Source organism: Curtobacterium sp. VKM Ac-2865 (assembly GCF_015350905.1).
In the GTDB taxonomy this organism is placed as follows: Bacteria; Actinomycetota; Actinomycetes; order Actinomycetales; family Microbacteriaceae; genus Curtobacterium.
Window position 1 is genome coordinate 178,037 of sequence record NZ_JADKRZ010000007.1, and the last position, 19,669, is coordinate 197,705.

Consider the following 19,669-nt stretch of genomic DNA (forward strand, 5'->3'; position numbering starts at 1 on the left):
GTGCCGAGCTCGTCCGGGCAGCCGTCCCTGTCGCGGGCGCGTCGACGGCTCCGGGCATGGGCCAGGCGGGGCTGGCGGGGCATCGCGTTCTTCTGGCGGCGTTCCCTGATGTTCCGGTCGGTGGCCATCACGGTCACCACCACCGGACTCGCCGTCGCGATCATCGGCACCGCCGTGATGCTGAGCATCTCGAGCAACGTGTACTCGCAGCGCCGCGACCAGATCGAGGCCGAGTCGGCCCGTGCCACCAACGTCGCACAGGGCATCTTCGACGCCGCCACCGCCGCCGAGGACAACAACCAGTCCGAGCTCGAGACGCTGCAGAACGAGGCGCAGCGGGCGATCCTGTCGAACACCACGAGCCCGGGCGGCACGAGCATCGCGATCGAGCGCTCGCCCCGGTCGTCCGGCCCGCAGACGCTGCAGAACCTGGCGAGCCAGGACTTCCCCGACGCCGTCATCACCGACGAGCTCCGGAGCGAGGTCGCGAAGAACACCGGCAAGCTCAGCCTGCAGGCCGTCCGGCTCGAGGACGACGGGCGCCGGCAGCCAGGGCTCGCCGTCGGGTCGACGCTGCAGATCCCGAGCGCCGGCCAGTACGAGCTGTACCTGGTCTACGACCTGTCCGACGCCCAGCAGACCCTCGACTTCGTGTCGCAGACGCTGTCGATCGGCGGTGTGGCACTCATCGTGCTCATCGCCCTCGTCACCTCGCTCGTCGTCCGGCTCGTCGTCGTGCCGATCCGCGGCGCGGCGGAGACCAGCCGGAAGATCGCGTCGGGACGGCTCGACGAGCGCATCCCGGTGCGCGGGCAGGACGACGTCGCAACCCTCGCGCGGAGCTTCAACGGGATGGCCGACGCCGTCAGCCGGCAGATCACCCAGCTCGCCGAGCTGTCCCGGGTGCAGCAGCGCTTCGTGTCCGACGTCTCCCACGAGCTGCGCACCCCGCTCACCACGATCCGCCTGGCCGGTGACGTGCTCTACGACGCACGGCACGCCTTCGAACCGGCGGTCGGGCGCTCGGCCGAGCTCCTGCACGACCAGATCGACCGCTTCGAGCTGCTCCTGTCCGACCTCCTCGAGATCTCCCGCTACGACGCACAGGCCGTCGAGCTCGAGACCGAGCCCGTCGTGCCGGCGTCGCTGACGGCCGACATCGTCGACGAGTTCCGCCCGCTCGCCGAGCGCGCCGGCGTCGAGCTCGTTCTCGCGACTCCGGGCGGCCACACCACCATGCAGCTCGACGGCCGCCGCATCCGCCGCATCCTGCGCAACCTGGTCGGCAACGCCGTCGAGCACGGGGACGGCAAGCCCGTGCACGTGGTCGTCGACAGCGACGCCAGGACCGTGGCCGTCGCCGTGCGGGACCACGGCGTCGGGATGCCCCCGGAGGACACCGCCCGCGTGTTCGACCGGTTCTGGCGCGCGGACCCCAGCCGCAAGCGCACCATCGGCGGCACGGGCCTCGGCCTGGCGATCAGCCTCGGCGACGCGAACCTGCACGGCGGCCGCATCGACGTGTGGTCGCGGCCGGGCGAGGGCTCCGCGTTCGTGCTCACCGTGCCGCGCACCGGGCAGGAGAGCTCGGCGACGTCGGCCATCCCGCTGCCGGAACTCGACGAACACTACGACGGCCCACGCGGAGGAGGCACCCGATGACCAGGACGACCCCGACCACGCCCGTGGTGCCGCCCGCCCGTGGCGCCGGCAGCGCGCCCCGACGCGCGCCCCGGCGCCTGCTCGCCGTGGTGCTCGCCACCCTGACCCTCGTCGCGCTCACCGCCTGCGCCGCCATCCCCACCGGCGGTCCGGTCCGGAGCGGCCAGGACCTCAAGGACGACACCGTGTCCGGGGTGGACTACCGCCCGAGCGGCCCGGAGAAGGGCTCGGCCCAGGACACCATCCTGCAGCAGTTCATCGAGGCCGCCACCGGCGCCCAGGACAACTACGCCATCGCCCGGCAGTTCCTCAGCAGCTCCTTCGCGCAGAAGTGGAACCCGCGCCAGAGCGTCACCGTCCGCCAGGGCGCCGGGGACGTCGACCGCACCGGCACCCGCGAGCTCACGTACACGCTCACCGCGAGCGCCACCGTCGACAGCGACGGCGAGTACACCCAGGCCGTCCGTCCGACCTCGTCCACGCTGACCTTCCAGTTCGTGAAGGAGGACGGCGAGTGGCGCATCAGCTACGCGCCGGACGGGATCATCCTGACGCCGGTCAGCTTCGAGCAGGTGTTCCAGGCGCACGCGCTGTACTTCTACGACCCCACCTACCGCTTCCTGGTCCCCGACGAGCGCTGGTTCCTGGCCCGGTCGTCGACGAGCACCAGGATCGCGAGCGCCCTGCTCGCCGGCCCGGCCGACTGGCTCAAGGGCGCCGTGGTGTCCTCGTTCCCCGAGGGCACGCAGCTCTCGCTGAACGCCGTCACGGTGGACAACGGCAGCGCCCAGGTGGACCTGTCGAGCGACGCGCTCCGGGCGAGCACCGTCGACAAGGTGCGGATGCGGGAGCAGCTGGCCCGGTCGCTGTCGACGGTCGCCACCATCTCCTCCGTCACGATGACCATCGAGGGCGCCACCGTCTCGATGCCCGACTCCAGCGGCACGAGCGCCGTGGTGGACCCGGACGTCGACCCACGACCCCTCGTCGTCGACGGCAGCTCGGTCGGCTTCGCCACGCCCGGCAGTGGCGACGTCACCCCGCTCGGCAACGGCCTCGGGACCGCGATCAGCCGGCTCGACCCGACGTCGCTGTCGCTGACCGCCTCGGGCTCGGACGCCGCCTTCAGCAACGCCGACGGGGTGTGGACGGTGAAGAACGGCAAGAAGCCCCTGCGGATCGACACGCGGGACGACCTCGTCGACCCGTCCGTGGACGACGCGGGCTTCGTGTGGGTCGCCGAGCAGTCGAACACCAGGAAGATCACGGCCTACGGCTTCGCCGGTGACACGCACGCGGTCGCGTCGACCCTGCCGGACGGCGACCTGGTCTCCTTCCAGGTGTCCCGGGACTCCACCAGGGCCCTCGCCCTCGTGGACACCGGTGCCGGCGCCGCGCTCTACGTGATGGCGGTCATCCGTGACTCGGACCGCTCGCCGACGGCGCTCGGCGCACCGGTCCGGCTGCAGGCAGCGTCCGGCGAGGCACTCGGCGCCACCTGGGTGAGCGACCTCGACGTCGCCTCGCTCGGGCAGGCGACGAGCGGTCCGAGCGTCGTCCGCGCCACCATCGGTGGGCAGTCGACCGCCCTGCAACGACCGGAGGACGACGCGACGCAGATCGTCGGTGGCAGCGCGCACTCGCTGCTCCTGCGGATGCGGGACGGGCAGGTGGTGCAGTCCACCGGCGGTGGGTGGGACCGCACCGGGATCTCGGCGTCGGTGCTCGGCGTGCAGCGCTGACGGTCGCGGTCCGCTCCGTCCCTCCACAGGCGGCCCGGCCGGGAGGCTCTCCACCGCCCCCGCCGTCGGCCCCCGCCCGGCCCCCTCCCGCGGCCAGGATCGCCCCATGCCCCCGGCTCCACACCCCTGGCGCGACGCACTCGCCGCCGTCGTCGCCCTGTTCCTGCCCGTCGCCTGTCTCGGGTGCGGTGCGCCGGACCGTGCCCTCTGCCGGTCCTGCCGTGCCGCACTCGCCGAACGCCCGCGCCGGGTCCGGCTCGTCGGCGGGGTGCGCCTCGACGCCGCCTTCGAGTACGAGGGCCTGGTCCGCACCCTGCTCCTCGAGCTCAAGCTCCGGGGCCGTGTGGACGTCGCGGGCCCGCTCGGCCACCGGACCGCCGCGTTGGTGCGTCGCGCGCTCGCCGAGGCACCGCCGGGCACGGTCGTCCTCCGGGTCCCACCGTCCCCGCGCGGTCGCCGTCGCCGTGGCTTCGACCCCGTGGTGCTCCTGCTGGCGCGGGGCGGTGTCCGAGGGACCGGTCGGCTGCACCGCGCCCGGGTGCCCGGACGCGGACTGCTCGGCACCCGGGGCCCCGCCGGCGCCGGCCAGAAGGAGCGCACGGCCCTCGAGCGCGTCGCCGCGACGGTCGGCACCCTCCGCGCCGACCGCGTGCAGGGCCGCGACGTCGTCCTCGTGGACGACGTCGTCACCACCGGCGTGACCATGGCCGAGGCGGTCCGCGCCGTCCGGGCAGCCGGTGGCCGGGTGGTGCGGTGCGTGGCGACGGCGAGCGTGGAGTCGTGACGAGGTCCTCGGGTGGACGCCCGGTGTCCTCTGTGCATCCGGTGGGTGTCCGGCGCGACGCGCCCGCTCGCGGTGACACGGGTCGACCGGCGGGTCTAGCGTCCCTGACAAGGCGCAGGAGTTCGCCGGAACCAGGTGACGCGCCGACTCAGCGATGGGAGCCGCCATGGACGTGACGATCACAGGCCGGAACGTCGGGATCACCGACCGATTCCGTACCTACGTCGAGCAGAAGTCCGACAAGATCGACGTGCTCGCTGACCGCGCGCTCGCGTTCGAGGTGCGGATCAGTCGGCACAACGAGAAGAGCGGCGGCGGTCAGGGCGAGGACCGCGTCGAGCTGACGCTCATCGGCCCAGGACCCCTCGTGCGGGCCGAGTCCGCCGCGTCGGACAAGTACGCGGCGTTCGACCTCGCCTTCGCCCGGATCATGGAGCGCCTGCGCCGGGCCCGTGACCGCCGCAAGGTGCACCGCGGACGTCACCGCCCCACCTCCGTCGCCGAAGCGGCCGGTTCCGCGTTCGACGGCATGGACGTCGTCCCCGCGGACGGCAAGCTCATCGAGGAGGTCGCCACGGGCGCGATCCCCGTGGTCACCGAGGAACGCCACGACGACGACGAGGACGAGGTCTACTCGCCGGTCGTCATCCGCGAGAAGGTCTTCACGGCTGAACCGATGACCGTGGACGACGCGCTCTACTTCATGGAGCTCGTCGGGCACGACTTCTACCTGTTCGTCGACGCGGAGACCCGTCGTCCGAGCGTCGTCTACCGGCGCAAGGGCTGGGACTACGGCGTCATCGGGCTCGACGGCACCGACGCCGCCGACACCGACACGGCGGCCTCCGGTGCCGCACAGACGGAGCCCGCGGCCGCGCTCGCCTGAGCGACCGGGGGACCACCTGCGGTGTGCGCGGCCCGTCCTCGGGTCGCGCACACCCACGTCGGACAGCGTTCTTCACAGCGCACGGCTCCGGCGGGTTGCTAGCATGACTGGCTGATCGGACGCGCCGACCGCGCGCGACGACCTGTAAGGAGTTCACGTGGCAAACGTGCTGGAGAAGGTCCTCCGCGTCGGTGAAGGACGCACCCTCCGACGACTGAAGGCGTACGCCTCAGCGATCAACGACCTCGAGGACGACTTCGCGAGCCTCAGCGACGAGGAGCTCCAGGACGAGACCAAGGAGCTGCGCGAGCGGTACGCCAACGGCGAGACCCTCGACGACCTCCTGCCCGAGGCCTTCGCCGCGGTGCGCGAAGCCTCCAAGCGCACCCTCGGCATGCGGCACTTCGACGTGCAGCTCATGGGTGGCGCGGCGCTCCACCTCGGCAACATCGCCGAGATGAAGACCGGTGAGGGCAAGACCCTCGTCGCGACGACCGCGGCGTACCTCAACGCGATCCCGTCCCGCGGCGTCCACGTCATCACCGTGAACGACTTCCTGGCGTCGTACCAGTCCGAGCTCATGGGCCGCGTGTTCCGTGCCCTCGGCATGACGACCGGGTGCATCGTGGCGAACCAGTCGCCGGCCGAACGTCGCGAGCAGTACGCCGCCGACATCACCTACGGCACGAACAACGAGTTCGGCTTCGACTACCTGCGCGACAACATGGCGTGGCAGGCCGTCGACATGGTGCAGCGCGGACACTTCTTCGCCATCGTGGACGAGGTCGACTCGATCCTCATCGACGAGGCCCGCACGCCGCTCATCATCTCGGGCCCGTCCTCCGGCGAGGCCAACCGCTGGTTCACCGAGTTCGCGTCCATCGCCAAGCGCCTCACGGCCGGCGAGGACTTCGAGGTCGACGAGAAGAAGCGCACCGTCGGCGTGCTCGAGCCCGGCATCGAGAAGGTCGAGGACTACCTCGGCATCGACAACCTCTACGAGTCGGCGAACACCCCGCTCATCTCCTTCCTGAACAACGCCATCAAGGCGGACTCGCTGTTCAAGCGCGACAAGGACTACGTCGTGATGAACGGCGAGGTGCTCATCGTCGACGAGCACACCGGCCGCATCCTGATGGGCCGTCGCTACAACGAGGGCATCCACCAGGCGATCGAGGCCAAGGAGGGCGTCGAGGTCAAGGCCGAGAACCAGACCCTCGCGACCGTCACGCTGCAGAACTACTTCCGCCTGTACCAGAAGCTCTCCGGCATGACCGGCACCGCGGAGACCGAAGCGGCCGAGTTCATGTCGACCTACAAGCTCGGCGTCGTCGCCATCCCGACGAACAAGCCGATGCAGCGCATCGACCAGACCGACCTCGTCTACAAGAACGAGAAGGCCAAGTTCGAGCAGGTCGCCAACGACATCGAGGAGCGCCACGAGAAGGGCCAGCCCGTCCTCGTCGGCACGACCAGCGTCGAGAAGTCGGAGTACCTCTCCAAGCTCCTCGCGAAGAAGGGCGTCAAGCACGAGGTCCTGAACGCGAAGAACCACGCGCGAGAAGCCGCCATCGTTGCCCAGGCCGGTCGGTACGGCGCCGTCACGGTCGCCACGAACATGGCCGGCCGCGGTACCGACATCATGCTCGGCGGCAACTCGGAGTTCCTCGCCGTGCAGGAGATGCACACGAAGGGCCTCTCGCCCACCGAGACCCCCGACGAGTACGAGGCCGCCTGGGACGAGGTCTTCGCCTCCACGAAGGCGGTCGTCGAGGAAGAGGGCGACAAGGTCCGTGCGGTCGGCGGCCTGTACGTCCTCGGCACCGAGCGCCACGAGTCCCGTCGCATCGACAACCAGCTGCGCGGTCGTTCCGGCCGTCAGGGCGACCCGGGCGAGAGCCGCTTCTACCTGTCGCTGACCGACGACCTGATGCGCCTGTTCAACTCCGGTGCCGCCGAGAGCCTGATGGGTCGGTCCAACGTCCCGGACGACCTCGCCATCGAGAACAAGCTCGTGGGCCGTGCGATCCGGTCCGCCCAGTCGCAGGTCGAGGGCCGCAACGCCGAGATCCGCAAGAACGTCCTCAAGTACGACGACGTCCTCAATCGGCAGCGCGAGGCGATCTACAGCGACCGCCGCCACATCCTCGAGGGCGACGACCTGCACGACCGCACCCAGAACTTCCTGAAGAACGTCGTGGACGACGTCATCGACACCCACACCGGAGAGGGCTCCCCGGACGACTGGGACCTCGACGCCATGTGGACCGAGCTCGGCACGCTGTTCCCGATCTCGATCACGATCGACGAGATCATCACCGAGGCCGGCTCCAAGGGCAAGGCCACGCGGGAGTTCCTCGGCCGCGAGATCCTCTCGGACGCCCAGCTCGCCTACGCCAAGCGCGAGGAGACCCTGGGCGAAGAAGCGATGCGCGAGCTCGAGCGCCGCGTCGTCCTCTCGGTGGTCGACCGTCGCTGGCGTGACCACCTCTACGAGATGGACTACCTCAAGGACGGCATCGGCCTGCGTGCGATGGCGCAGCGCGACCCGCTGGTCGAGTACCAGCGCGAGGGCTACGCCCTGTTCCAGACGATGATGGGGCAGATCCGCGAAGAGTCCGTCGGCTTCCTGTTCAACCTCGAGGTGCAGGTGCAGTCCGACGGCGAGAACGCGGTCATCGAGGCCAAGGGCCTGGACGAGGAAGAGGTCGCCGGCCTCGAGTTCTCGGCGCCGTCCATCGACGGCGAGGTCGAGGTCCGCGACGAGCGCGGTCGCCTCGAGCAGGCCGCCACTGCGCTGGCCCAGCAGGCCCAGGCAGAGGAAGAGGCCGAGATCGCGCCCGAGAAGGGCTCGGCCTTCGGCTCGGCCGCCACGGCGACCGGCCAGGCCGCGTCGACCAACCGCGCCGACCGTCGTCAGGCCGCCAAGAAGGGCTAGACCCGACCACACCACCAGACGGGAGGCCCGGTGCCAGCTGGCACCGGGCCTCCCGTCTGTGGCGTGGTCCGTCCAGGAGCGACCGCGCCGGTCAGAGCATCCCGATCGCGGTGGCGCGCCACCGGCCCGCACGCTCCTCGAGCCGGATCGCGACGGCGCGCGCGTGGCTGCGGGTGTGGACGACCACGCTCGCCTCGGCGACGCCGTCTCGCGGGCGACTGACGACGACGCTCCCGACGCGGATCGACGGCCGTCGGTTCCGGTGCGGGGACGCCGACCGGGCCCGTGCGGCGTACGCGGCTCGTTGGTGCAGGTGCCGCTGCACGTCGTCGGTGATCCACCGGGCGATGCTGTCGACGTCCCGCGCCCCGGTCAGGATCTCGGCGACGCAGAGGGCCAGCGCCTGCGCGGTCTCCGCCGGGTCGGGCAGGGGTGGTGGCCTCTCTGCGTACCGCTCGACCGCGGTGTCCTCCGGTCCCGTGATCTCGTGCAGATCGTCGTCGATCCGCCGTGCTTCCCGCGCCACCCCGGCCCCTTTCGTTGGTGGGCAGAGCGTATGGGGAATGCGAAATACGAAATGGCGAGGGGCGAGGGCCTGTGGACAGAGGCGATCTGTCCACAAGTCGCCGGACCTAGACTGGTCGGGTGTCGACCCTCAGTGATCTCGTCCTCGCACAAGGCCGGTCCTCCGAAGCGGACGTGGAGTGGCTCCACCTGCTGGTGGGGGACTGGCAGCTCCTGTCGGACCTGTCCTTCGCCGACATGGTGCTCTGGGTGCCGACGGCCGAGGACGGCTCCTTCGTGGCGGTCGCCCACGCGCGCCCGTCGTCCGCCGCGACGCTGTTCTACCGCGACATCGTCGGGCAGGAGATCCGCGAGGAGTGGCGCGAGCAGGTCACCGAGAGCTTCGCGTCGTCCCGGGTCGTGGACTCCGCCGAGCCGGACTGGTACGAGGACACCCCGACGCGCGTCCGTGCCATCCCCGTGCTCCGCCGCCTCAGCGCGAAGACCAAGCAGACGACCGATCGGCCCATCGCCGTCGTCACGCGGCACTCCAACCAGGACGAGATGCGCACGCCGAGCCGTCAGGAGCTCAACTTCACCGCGAGCGCGAACGACCTGTTCGGCATGATCGCGACCGGGGACTTCCCGGACCTCGGCGCTCCCGCCGGCCCCCGTCGTGGTGCGCCCCGTGCCAGCGACGGCCTGCTCCGCCTCGACACCAACGGCATCGTCACGTTCGCCAGCCCGAACGGCCTCAGCGCCTTCAACCGGATGGGCTTCGAGGGCGAACTCGAACGGAAGTCCCTGGCCGAGGTCACCACCGAACTCCTCGGCGCCCAGCTCGACGTCGACGAGTCCCTGCCGCTCGTCGTCACCGGGCGTGCCCCCTGGCGCGCGGACATCGAGTCCAACGGCGTGGCCGTCACGCTCCGCTCGATCCCGCTGCGCGACCACGGTGAGCGGATCGGCGCCGTCGTGCTCTGCCGCGACGTCACCGAGATGCGGCACCAGGAACGCGAACTCATCACCAAGGACGCGACGATCCGCGAGATCCACCACCGCGTGAAGAACAACCTGCAGACGGTGGCATCGCTCCTGCGCATCCAGGCACGTCGGACCCATTCGGAAGAGGCCAAGACGTCCCTGCAGAACGCGATGCGGCGCGTGGCGGCGATCGCCGTCGTGCACGATACCCTGTCGACCGGCCTCAGTCAGAACGTCGACTTCGACGAGGTCTTCGACTCCGTGCTCAAGCTCGTGACCGAGGTCGCGGCGTCCCACAACACCACCGTGCACCCGAAGAAGACCGGGGAGTTCGGCGTCCTACCCTCCGAGGCCGCCACGCCGCTCGCCCTCGGGCTGACCGAACTCGTGACGAACGCGGTGGAGCACGGCCTCGACGGCCGCGACGGCGAGGTCGAGATCGTCGCCCACCGCTCGGACGACCACCTCGAGATCCAGGTCCGCGACAACGGGGTGGGCCTGCCGGAGGGCAAGGTCGGTTCGGGCCTCGGCACGCAGATCGTCCGCACGCTGATCCAGGGCGAGCTCGGCGGCACGATCGACTGGCACACCCTCACCGGCAGCGGCACCGAGGTCACGATCTCGATCCCCTTCCGCTGGGAGACCGCGGCCGCGTAGCCCCCGCGGCCCGGCGGCCGGCGGCGTGGCAGCGCCAGCGTCGACTTGCGCCACCGACGTCCGCGGCGCGAGCGGGTTGCCGTTGGGCGGGTCCGTCCGGAACCGTCTGGAGGCCCGCAGCGCGTCCGGCGGGCCGCTGCTGGGCCTCCCGGCGGCGCCGGCGGCTCCGCACCGCGGAGCGGACACTGCACCGCGCGCAGCCGTGGTGCAGTGTCCGCAGCGTGGTGCGGTGCGGTGCGGCGTGGCACCACCAACGTCGGCTCGCGCCGCCGACGTCCGCGGCGCGAGCGGGTTGCCGTTGTGCGGGTCCGTCCGGAACCGCCTGGAGTCCCGCAGCGCGCCCGGCGTGCGGCTGGCGGGCCTCCAGGCGGTGCCGGCGTGGTGCGGTGCGGCGTGGCACCACCAACGTCGGCTTGCGCCGCCGACGTCCGCGGCGCGAGCGGGTTGCCGTTGTGCGGATCCAGGCGGTGCCGGCGGCTACAGCACCGCGGAGCGGACACCGCACCGCGCGCAGACGTGGTGTGGTGTCCGCCGCGTGGTGCGGTGCGCCCCCGCGCGCACCGCGCGCCCCACGCACGACGACGCCCGCCGCGCCCCGGAGGGCACGACGGGCGTCGTGGTCAGCGCTGCTGCGTCAGGAGGCGCGGCGAGCCCGGGCGGCGCGACGCTTGAGCGCGCGACGCTCGTCCTCGCTGAGGCCACCCCAGACGCCGGAGTCCTGGTTGTTCTCGAGTGCGTACTGCAGGCACATCTCCGTCACCGTGCAACGAGCGCACACCGACTTGGCCTTCTCGATCTGGTCCACCGCGGGCCCGGTGTTCCCGACGGGGAAGAAGAGCTCGGGGTCTGCGGTGAGGCAAGCTGCCTTGTCACGCCAATCCATGTGGTGGTGCTCCTTGATGTCAGTGCTCGAACGGCAGGCCGGGGCCGTGGTTCGGGGCTGGAGGACTCTGCACATGCACATGTGACGAGCGGGAAGATCCTGTGGGGAGGAAACCGCGCGGGGAGAGCCTGACGCCCGCAGAACGCTCGGGGGAGGAGCGTCGAACCACGGGAGACGCACACCACATCGTGCCGTCCAAACGACCTCGGACATCGTTCCATACTGATATGACCAAATCAAGGGTTGCAATGCTGGAGGATCTCTGTGTCTGACCCCACCTCGACCGTCCCCGACGCTCCCGAGCCGCGGTCGCGGGCGATGTACGGGCTGCTCATCGTGCTCGCGCTCGAGTTCCTCGCCGTCGCGGTCGTGACGGTCGTGCTGCTCGTCGAGCTCCTCGTCGCGCCGGCGACGAGCGTGGCGTCCGGCATCGCCCTCGTGGTGCTGGCGGCGATCGCGGCGCTGTGGCTCGGGTCGCTGCTCGTCGGCCTGTGGCGCAGCCAGCCGTGGGTGCGCAGCGGCATCGTCGTCTGGCAGGTCCTGCAGGGAGCCCTCGCGATCGGTGCGTTCCAGGGCGTGTTCCGCGTCCCGGCGGTCGGGTGGGCGCTGCTCCTGCCGGCGCTCATCGCGATCACGCTGGTGCTGTCGAAGTCGGTCACCACGACGCTGGCCCGCCGGGTCGAGTAGCGACACCGCCACCGGCGACGCAATCGGTGCCGCCACCGGCAACGCACTGGAGGCCCGGTGCGTCGCGGACTCAGACCAGGCCGAGCTTCTTCCGGAGGCTCGCCACGTGACCGGTCGCCTTCACGTTGTAGAGGGGGAGCTGCACGGTGCCGTCCTCGTCGACGACGATCGTCGACCGGATCGTGCCGGTGACGACCTTGCCGTAGTTGTTCTTCTCGCCCCAGGCCGCGTACGCCTTGTGCACCGCGAGGTCCGGGTCGCTCAGCAGCGGGAAGGTCAGGGCCTGCTCGTGCCGGAAGGTGGCGAGGGCGGGGAGGTCGTCCTTCGACACGCCGAGGACCTCGTACCCGGCGGCCTGCAGCGAGGACATGTTGTCGCGGAAGTCGCACGCCTCGGTGGTGCAGCCCGGGGTCGACGCCGCGGGGTAGAAGTACACGATGACCTTGCGTCCGCGCAGGGAGCCGAGCGTGTGCTCCGTGCCGTCCTGGTCCTGCAGGGTGAAGTCGGGGGCGGTGTCGCCGGCGACGAGACGGTCCGTCATGGTGCTCCTGTTCGGTCGGTGCCCGGAGGTGTTCTCGGGCACGCGAATCCCATGCTATTGTTGATTCCCGTTGCGGAACACACACCGCAGCGGCACTTGCAAGCGGAGTGCATGCACCTCTAGCTCAATTGGCAGAGCAACTGACTCTTAATCAGTGGGTTCTCGGTTCAAGTCCGAGGGGGTGCACACGACTGAGACCCTCGCTCCGGCGGGGGTTTCCGTGTATCCGGAGGGGGTCGGGACGCATGGGCACACAGGAACCGAAGGGCGGCGCGCTCGACGCCGCCGAGCTGGCACGTCGGCTCAACCTGCTGCTCGACTTCGAGGAGTCGCAGCGGGGCTCGCCGGTGCCGTTCTCGGCGATCGAGGAGTGGGTCGACGCCCACGGCGGATCGCTGTCCCGCGCGAAGTGGACCTACATGATCTCGGGCGACGGCCGTCGCAACCGGGACACCGCGCTGCTGCAGCTCCTCGCCGAGTTCTTCGAGGTCGACGAGCGCTTCCTGCTCGAGGACAGCCAGATCCCGGAGCGGATCGGCGCGCAGCTCGCCCTCGTCCGCTCGCTCCGCTCGGCCCGGGTCAGCGGGTTCGCCGCCCGCACGTTCCCCGGCGAGCTCTCACCCGACGCCCTCCGCCGGATCGCCGCGGTGATCGAAGAGGAATCCCAGCGCGGGATCCTGCCGTGACCGCGGACCGGGTCGACGCCTTCTGGCGCCGCGGACACGACGAGCACTGGGCGGACGTCGACGACGCCGTGCGCGTGGCGTCGGAGATCGTCGGCAAGCCGATCGTCGTGCGCGAAGAGGCCTTCCTGACGGACGAACCCGTGTGCGGCTTCGTCGCCACGCTCGAGCACCAGCACCTCATCATGATCTCGCCGTCCCCGTCGCGCACGTTCCGCGCGTTCGTCATCGGGCACGAGCTCGGCCACGTGCTGCACGCCCACCACGACGCCTCCGCGCAGTCCGCGTACATCCGCGACGTCATCCCCGACCTGCCGGAGTACAAGGTCGAGCGGGCCATGGCTCGCGGGTTGTTCGAGAACACCTTCGAACGCGAGGCCGAGCACTTCGCCGACCGCCTCGCCCAGCTCATCCGCGACCACCGCAGTCGGCCGAGCGCCTTCCGCGGCGTCTTCGGCTGACCGGGCACCCGCGATGATCCTCGCCGTCGCCCAGGCCGTCCTGCTCGTCGCGGGCGCGATCGTCCTGTTCGTCCTGCAGCGCGGGCAGGACCGCACCCTCGCGGTCACGTTCCTGTTGTTCTCCGCGACGATCGTGACGAACGTCGACCCGCTCTACCGGTGGCTCGACCCGCTCGTCGGCGGCCGGAACGTCGTGACGGTGGTCAGTGACTGCCTGATGATCGCCGGCACGAGCACGCTGCTCTGGGGCGTCGCGAAGGCCGTCGGTGCCGACAGTCGGTGGCTGCGGAACGCGATCATCGTGTCGTGCGCCGTGGTCGGGGTCGTGATCGTCACGGCGTTCGTGGTGCTGGACAAGCCCCCGACCACGACGACCTTCATGCTCGTCGCGGGGGCAGCGCCGGCAGCGGCGGTCTACTCGATCGCGCAGACGGTCTACCTCGGCGTCGCCCTCGCCGCGACCGGGTGGATCTGCGTGCTGCACGTCCGCGAGGCCCGCACCCGCACGGACCTGGTCGGGCTCTGGGTGCTCGTGCTCGGTGGGGTCGCCGGGGTGGTGCGGATGGTCGTCGTCATCGTGATGGACCTCGCCCACGTGCTCGGGGACGTCGCCCTCACCCGCCGGCTCTCGCTGCCGTACGACATCGCCACCCCGGGAGCGGTGCTGTGCGTGGCGTCGGGCATGCTGCTGCTCGTGGTCGGGCACCGCACCGCACGGGCACGACGGGCCCGCGCCGTGGAGAGCGCGATCGAGACCCTCACGCCGCTGCACGCCCGCATGGGCAGCGACAACGAGTACCCGGCCACCGCCGACCCAGCGACCAGGCTGAGCCGCCTGATCGTCGAGATCAACGACGGCGTCCGCAGCTCCCGGTCCACGCTCGAGGACCACGAGCGCTCCGCCCTCGCACGGGCCGAGTCCGCGCTCGACGCCTCCTGAACCGACCGGACTGCCCGTGGGTCGACGCGGGACGCCGCGCCGTGTATGTTTGTAGCCATTGCTACACAAGGTGTGGTGATCTCCGGTGGGACTCGGCCGCGTTGGGGGCGGCCGAGCTCCCCGGACCTGAACGGCGCGGACCTGATCGACTCGGACCCCGTCGGTAGACTCCTCCGGTGCTCGTCTTCGCCGCAGTCGTCCTGTTCATCGGTGCCCTGTTCAACCTGGTCGCCTGGCCCCGCTTCTTCCAGCGGGTCGCGAAGGACACCCGCGCCCGTGACGCCGCCGGCCGCCCGACGACCTTCTACCGTGTGCACCTGGTCCTGCTGCTGATCGCCCTGGCGATCACCGCCGCGTCGATCGTCGCCGGGATCCTGCTGCTCGTCTGACGCCGCCTCCGGTTGCGACCCGCCGACCCGGCCGACCACCGGACGGGAGGCTCGGTGCCGGCCCGCCCCGAGCCTCCAGGCCGTGGGTGGTCGCGACCACCGCTTCAGGCGCGCTTCAGCGCCTGCCGAGGACAATGGCGGCCATGCGTGTCCTGGTGGTCGATGACGAGGTCCGGCTGGCCGACGGTGTGCGCCGCGGGCTCGAGGCCGAGGGCTGGGCGGTCGACGTCGCCCAAGACGGCATCGACGGCCTGTGGCACGCGCGCGAGTTCCGCTACGACGCCGTCGTGCTCGACCTGATGATGCCGGGGATGAGCGGCTGGGCGGTCTGCGGGCAGCTGCGGGCCGAGGGGAACTGGACGCCGGTGCTCATGCTCACGGCGAAGGACGGCGAGTGGGACCAGGTCGAGGCGCTCGACGCCGGCGCCGACGACTACGTGACGAAGCCGTTCTCGCACCCGGTGCTCGTCGCACGCCTCCGTGCCCTGGTGCGCCGTGGTGCGCGGGAGCGGCCCGCCGTGCTGACCGTGGGGGACCTGCGGGTGGACCCGGCGGCGCGGACGGTCACGCGCGGTGGCACGCTCCTCGACCTGACGAGCCGCGAGTTCGCGGTGCTGGAGTTCCTCGTGCGGCACGCCGGGCAGGTCTGCTCGAAGCGCGAGGTGATCGAGAACGTGTGGGACGTCGACTTCGACGGCGACCCGAACATCGTGGAGGTCTACGTCGGGCACCTCCGCCGCAAGGTCGACCGGCCGTTCGGGCGTGCCACGATCGAGACCGTGCGGGGTGCCGGCTACCGGCTGGCGGACGACCGTGCCTGAGCGCAGGCGGTTCCCCCGCCCGCGCAGCCTGCGGGCGCGGACGACCCTCGCCGCGGTGCTCGTGGTGCTGGCGGCGCTGGTCATCGGGTCCGTGGCGTTCGTCACCGTCCTGCGGCTCGTGCTCGTCGACGGCGTCCGCGCCGGTGCCGAGAGCGGTCTCGAGCAGGCCGCCGCCCGGGTCGAGGCCGACGGTGCCTCGGCGGTGGACGGTTCCGACGAGGTCCTGGTGCAGGTCGTCGGTGACGGCGGCCGCGTCCTCGCCCACGGGGACGACGCCGACCCGCCGGCGCTCCCGACGGCGGACGAGTCGCGGGTCACGCGCGACGGCGAGCGGTGGCTGCTCGTGGCGGACGACGTCGACCTGCCCGGCGGGTCCGAGGCGACGATCGTCTTCGGCGCCTCGCTCGACGCAGCGGACACCGCGACGACCGCGGTGGTGACCCTGCTCGCGATCGGGGTGCCGCTCCTCGTGACGCTGACGGGCGTGGGGACCTGGATCGTCGTCGGGCGCTCGCTCCGGCCGGTCGAGCGGATCCGCCGCGAGGTCGCCACGGTCCGCGCGGAGTCCCACGGCGTCCGGGTCGCGGTGCCGGGGACCGGGGACGAGGTCGCCCGGCTGGCCGACACGATGAACGACATGCTCGACCGGCTCGAACGGTCGGCGGTGGCGCAGCGCCGGTTCGTCGCGGACGCCTCGCATGAACTGCGCTCGCCCATCGCGTCGGTGCGGCAGCACGCCTCGGTCGCCAGGGCGCACCCCGACCGGATCGACGTCGACGAGCTGACCGACGTCGTGCTGGCGGAGAACGACCGGCTCGCGGGCCTCGTGGACGGGCTCCTCGAGCTCTCCCGGCTGGACGAGCGGGGGATCGGGGAACGGCGTGCGGTGGACCTCGACGACCTGGCGCTGGCCGAGGTGTCGCGGGTCCGGGCTGCTGGCGTCTGCACCGTCGACGGCACGGGGATCGGCGCCGCCCGGGTGCTCGGTGACGAGCGGGTGCTCGGACGGGTCGTGCGGAACCTCGTGGACAACGCCTGTCGGCACGCGCGCGAGCGGATCGCCGTCGCCGTCCGCGAGGCCGGGGGAGCGGCGGAGCTGACCGTCGACGACGACGGCAGCGGCGTGCCGGAGGCCGAGCGCGAGCGGGTGTTCGACCGCTTCGTCCGGCTCGACGAGTCCCGCAGCCGCGACGCGGGCGGCTCGGGCCTCGGGCTGGCCATCGTGCGGGACGCGGTCCGGGCACACGGCGGTTCCGTCGAGGTCGGGACGTCGTCGCTCGGGGGCGCCCGGTTCGTCGTGCGGCTGCCGCTCGGCGGCTGACCCGGCGGCTGCCATGGCGGTCGTCCAGGGCGCTTCAGGTCTGCTTCAGCACCTGAGCACGAGGGTGGTGCTCATGAACATCACCGACCTGACCCGCACCCGCACCCGCCGCCTCGTCCTCTCCGCCTCCGTCCTCCTCGCCGGGGCGCTCGTCGTGACCGGCTGCGCGAACGACGACCGCGACGACGACGACACCGCTGCCGGCACCGGGACCGCGCAGTCCTCCGGCGCAGCCGCCGGCTCGGCCAGCGGCGCCGCCACCTCGGCCGCCGCGTCGAACGAGGCCCTGGTCGCCGCCGCTGCGACCGCCCGCGACGCCGTCGGCTCGGGTGCCCCCACCGTCATCGGCGTCGAGCAGGAGCGGGGCGGCAGCGCCTGGCAGGTCCTCGTCGTGACGTCCGACGGTCAGGAGCACGAGGTGCACACGAACGCCGCCGGGACCTCCGTGGAGGGCACCCCGACGGTCGACGACTCCGACGCCGACGACGTGCGCGAGAACGAGCGCTTCGTCGCCGCTGCGGAGCTCGACGCCGGGGACGCCGCCGGCAAGCTCCAGGACGTCGTCGCGGGGACCGTCACCGAGCTCGGGCTCGACGACCACCTCGGGAAGGTCGTCTGGGAGGGCGACGTGCGCGACGACGCCGGCACGAAGCACAGCATCCGCATCGACGCCGGTTCCGGGGCCACCGTCACGAACACGGTCGACACGGACGACTGACCGGGCAACGCCCGCTCGCGACTCGACCGCCGACCTGCCGTCGGCGGTCGTCGTGCGTCAGGACTCGGTCGGGGCTGGCTCGCCGAGGACCCGCTGCAGCGCCAGGGCCGCGACGCCCCGGTCGGACGTGTCGAGCAGCACGCGGTAGGTGTCCTCGGGCGTCAGGAACTCCACGCAGACGGCGTCGAAGTCGCACGGCTCGATGCGCCAGCCCTGCACGTGCTCCATCGGCACCGCCGTCAGGCCCTCGCGCTCGTAGCTCGTCTCGGCGTGCACCCGGTCCGGGAACACGCGGACACGTCCGAAGGTGCCCCGCCACGAGAGTTGGAGGTCGAGCGTCGGGGAAGCAGAGAGGTCCGGCACCCGCTGATCGTAGCGGCGGGTGCCGGACCTCTCCGTGTCACACGGACGGTCGTCGCGTTGCGCGGACAACCATCAGGAGCGGGAGTCGCCCCCGTCGTCGCCGCGGCGGACCTGGTTCGCCGGGTCGCGACCGGTGATCGGGTAGGGGCCGGTGACGCCCTGGCGGAGCGAGGCGATGCGCAGGATCCGGTCGCGCTGCAGGAACCACCCGACGACGAGCAGCGGGACGATGACCACGAGCGAGGCGATGGTGAGTGTGCCGACCGGCCAGTCGATCGCCATCAGCACGAGCACCGACACCAGGAACGCCAGGGTCAGCCACGAGGTGACGGGAGCGCCGGGGAGCTTGAACGACGGCTCCTTCGCCAGGCCCTGCTTCGCCCACTGCCGCAGCTTCATCTGGCAGAGGATGATCGTGCCCCACGCCGTGATGATCCCGAGGCTGGCCACGTTCAGCGCGATCTCGAACGCCTGGCTCGGCACGAAGTAGTTGAGCGCGACGCCCGCGACGGTGAAGGCCGCGGTGAGCAGGATGCCCGCGAAGGGCACACCGCCCTTGGTCATCTTGGTGGTCCACTTCGGCGCCGAGCCGTTCATGCCCATCGAGTGCAGCGCGCGGCCGGTCGAGTACAGCCCGGCGTTCAGCGAGGACAGCGCGGCGGTGAGGACGACGAAGTTCATGATCGAGCCCACGATCACCCCGACCTGCGGGTTGCCGAGCGACGAGAAGAACGTCACGAACGGGCTCTGGCCCTCCTTGTACGACGTGTACGGGAGCAGCAGCGAGAGCAGCACGACCGAGCCGACGTAGAACACCGCGATGCGGAGGACGACGGAGTTGATGGCGCGGGGGATGACCTTCTCGGTGTCCTGGGTCTCACCGGACGCGGTGCCGACGAGCTCGATGGCGGCGTACGCGAAGACGACGCCCTGCACCACCAGCACGGCGGGCAGCAGGCCGTTCGGGATCAGACCGCCGTTGTCCTGCCAGATCGAGAACCCGGTGCGCACCGCTTCGCCGCCGGTCTCCACGGGGAACGCGAAGATCAGCCAGACGAGAGCCACGACGAGGAACGCGACCAGCGCGACGACCTTGATGATGGCGAACCAGAACTCCAACTCACCGAAGACCTTCACCGCCACCATGTTCGCCGCGAGGACGACGATCAGGGCGATGAGTGCGAGCAACCACTGCGGCGCCGCCGTGAAGGCCCGCCAGTACTGCAGGTAGAGCGCGACCGCGGTGGTGTCGACGATCGACGTCATCGCCCAGTTCAGGAAGTACATCCAGCCGGCGGCGTACGCGAACTTCTCGCCGTAGAACTCGCGTGCGTAGGAGATGAACGAGCCGGAGGACGGGCGGTGCAGGACGAGCTCGCCGAGGGCCCGCAGGATGAAGAACGCGAACACGCCCGCGATCAGGTACACGACGGCCAGGGCGGGCCCGGCGGTGTGCAGTCGGCCACCCGCTCCGAGGAAGAGGCCGGTACCGATCGCACCACCGATCGCGATCATCTGGAGCTGCCGGGGCTTCAGTCCGTGCTGGTAGCCCTCCTGCTCGTGCGAGAAGTCGTTCGCGGGCGCACGGTCCGCCCCGGTGTCGTTCTGCGCTGTCATGGCCGACACGCTACATGTGGATCGGACTCTTGCGGCACATCCACCTCCGAACCGGCTGGGTCCTGTCCACCAACCTGCCGACATCGCA

General features: G+C 71.3%; 19 protein-coding genes and 1 tRNA gene. 15 read left to right on the forward strand and 5 right to left on the reverse strand.

Annotated features, from left to right (window positions below; genetic code table 11):
* The 5 genes from mtrB (at position 1) to secA (ending at position 8,012) form a co-directional block, all read left to right on the forward strand.
* Positions 1–1,662: an MtrAB system histidine kinase MtrB gene (gene mtrB, locus ITJ54_RS16485; protein WP_323741768.1), complete on the forward strand. Its 1,662-nt coding sequence runs from the start codon at positions 1–3 to the stop codon at positions 1,660–1,662.
* Entirely contained in the window at positions 1,659–3,404 is a 1,746-nt protein-coding gene (locus ITJ54_RS16490) for an LpqB family beta-propeller domain-containing protein (RefSeq protein ID WP_194630144.1), read from the forward strand. Before mtrB ends, ITJ54_RS16490 begins: the two co-directional genes overlap by 4 nt.
* Positions 3,405–3,510: 106 nt before the next feature.
* A complete protein-coding gene (locus ITJ54_RS16495; protein WP_194630146.1) occupies positions 3,511–4,188 on the forward strand; it encodes a ComF family protein in 678 nt (225 codons plus the stop codon).
* A gap of 166 nt (positions 4,189–4,354) precedes the next feature.
* Positions 4,355–5,074 carry a ribosome hibernation-promoting factor, HPF/YfiA family gene (hpf, locus tag ITJ54_RS16500; RefSeq protein WP_194630148.1) on the forward strand — a complete coding sequence of 240 codons (720 nt, stop codon included), beginning with the start codon at positions 4,355–4,357 and terminating at the stop codon, positions 5,072–5,074.
* 157 nt (positions 5,075–5,231) lie between these two features.
* Positions 5,232–8,012 (forward strand): preprotein translocase subunit SecA, encoded by a 2,781-nt coding sequence (gene secA, locus ITJ54_RS16505; protein WP_194630150.1) that lies wholly within the window; start codon positions 5,232–5,234, stop codon positions 8,010–8,012.
* 91 nt (positions 8,013–8,103) lie between these two features.
* Here the strand turns inward: secA and ITJ54_RS16510 are convergent, their stop codons facing one another.
* A complete protein-coding gene (locus tag ITJ54_RS16510; RefSeq protein ID WP_194630152.1) occupies positions 8,104–8,538 on the reverse strand; it encodes an Rv3235 family protein in 435 nt (144 codons plus the stop codon).
* A 119-nt stretch (positions 8,539–8,657) separates the two neighbouring features.
* Here ITJ54_RS16510 and ITJ54_RS16515 point away from each other — a divergent pair, with 119 nt between their 5' ends.
* Positions 8,658–10,157, forward strand: coding sequence for a sensor histidine kinase (locus ITJ54_RS16515; RefSeq protein WP_194630153.1), 1,500 nt, complete (start codon positions 8,658–8,660; stop codon positions 10,155–10,157).
* A 634-nt stretch (positions 10,158–10,791) separates the two neighbouring features.
* On the opposite strand, the gene ITJ54_RS16520 is transcribed toward ITJ54_RS16515, so the two are convergent.
* Entirely contained in the window at positions 10,792–11,040 is a 249-nt protein-coding gene (locus ITJ54_RS16520; protein ID WP_017888820.1) for a WhiB family transcriptional regulator, read from the reverse strand.
* 264 nt (positions 11,041–11,304) lie between these two features.
* Here ITJ54_RS16520 and ITJ54_RS16525 point away from each other — a divergent pair, with 264 nt between their 5' ends.
* The gene (locus ITJ54_RS16525) at positions 11,305–11,727 is read left to right on the forward strand and encodes a hypothetical protein (protein ID WP_194630154.1); all 423 of its coding nucleotides are present in this window, start codon (positions 11,305–11,307) and stop codon (positions 11,725–11,727) included.
* Between the two features lie 70 nt (positions 11,728–11,797).
* Here ITJ54_RS16525 and bcp read toward each other — a convergent pair whose 3' ends face one another.
* On the reverse strand, positions 11,798–12,268 hold the full coding sequence (gene bcp, locus ITJ54_RS16530) for a thioredoxin-dependent thiol peroxidase (RefSeq protein ID WP_194630155.1): 471 nt from the start codon (positions 12,266–12,268) through the stop codon (positions 11,798–11,800).
* Between the two features lie 113 nt (positions 12,269–12,381).
* On the opposite strand from bcp, the gene ITJ54_RS16535 reads away from it, so the two are divergent.
* From ITJ54_RS16535 to ITJ54_RS16570, 8 genes are all read left to right on the forward strand, one after another.
* A tRNA-Lys gene (locus ITJ54_RS16535) sits at positions 12,382–12,454 on the forward strand.
* Between the two features lie 59 nt (positions 12,455–12,513).
* Positions 12,514–12,954 (forward strand): hypothetical protein, encoded by a 441-nt coding sequence (locus ITJ54_RS16540; RefSeq protein WP_194630156.1) that lies wholly within the window; start codon positions 12,514–12,516, stop codon positions 12,952–12,954.
* A complete protein-coding gene (locus ITJ54_RS16545) occupies positions 12,951–13,412 on the forward strand; it encodes an ImmA/IrrE family metallo-endopeptidase (protein ID WP_194630157.1) in 462 nt (153 codons plus the stop codon). Before ITJ54_RS16540 ends, ITJ54_RS16545 begins: the two co-directional genes overlap by 4 nt.
* A 13-nt stretch (positions 13,413–13,425) precedes the next feature.
* Positions 13,426–14,352, forward strand: coding sequence for a hypothetical protein (locus ITJ54_RS16550; protein ID WP_194630158.1), 927 nt, complete (start codon positions 13,426–13,428; stop codon positions 14,350–14,352).
* Positions 14,353–14,528: 176 nt separating this feature from the next.
* Positions 14,529–14,741 carry an SCO4848 family membrane protein gene (locus ITJ54_RS16555; RefSeq protein ID WP_071271390.1) on the forward strand — a complete coding sequence of 71 codons (213 nt, stop codon included), beginning with the start codon at positions 14,529–14,531 and terminating at the stop codon, positions 14,739–14,741.
* Positions 14,742–14,884: 143 nt separating this feature from the next.
* Entirely contained in the window at positions 14,885–15,562 is a 678-nt protein-coding gene (locus ITJ54_RS16560; RefSeq protein WP_194630159.1) for a response regulator transcription factor, read from the forward strand.
* Positions 15,555–16,883, forward strand: a complete 1,329-nt coding sequence (locus ITJ54_RS16565; protein ID WP_323741769.1) for a HAMP domain-containing sensor histidine kinase — start codon at positions 15,555–15,557, stop codon at positions 16,881–16,883. Before ITJ54_RS16560 ends, ITJ54_RS16565 begins: the two co-directional genes overlap by 8 nt.
* A gap of 73 nt (positions 16,884–16,956) precedes the next feature.
* On the forward strand, positions 16,957–17,601 hold the full coding sequence (locus tag ITJ54_RS16570) for a PepSY domain-containing protein (protein ID WP_194630161.1): 645 nt from the start codon (positions 16,957–16,959) through the stop codon (positions 17,599–17,601).
* Between the two features lie 57 nt (positions 17,602–17,658).
* On the opposite strand, the gene ITJ54_RS16575 is transcribed toward ITJ54_RS16570, so the two are convergent.
* Together ITJ54_RS16575 and ITJ54_RS16580 are read right to left on the reverse strand one after the other, a co-directional pair.
* Entirely contained in the window at positions 17,659–17,964 is a 306-nt protein-coding gene (locus ITJ54_RS16575) for a hypothetical protein (protein WP_194630162.1), read from the reverse strand.
* A 72-nt stretch (positions 17,965–18,036) separates the two neighbouring features.
* Positions 18,037–19,581 carry an amino acid permease gene (locus tag ITJ54_RS16580; protein ID WP_194630163.1) on the reverse strand — a complete coding sequence of 515 codons (1,545 nt, stop codon included), beginning with the start codon at positions 19,579–19,581 and terminating at the stop codon, positions 18,037–18,039.
* Between the last annotated feature and the right edge of the window lie 88 nt (positions 19,582–19,669).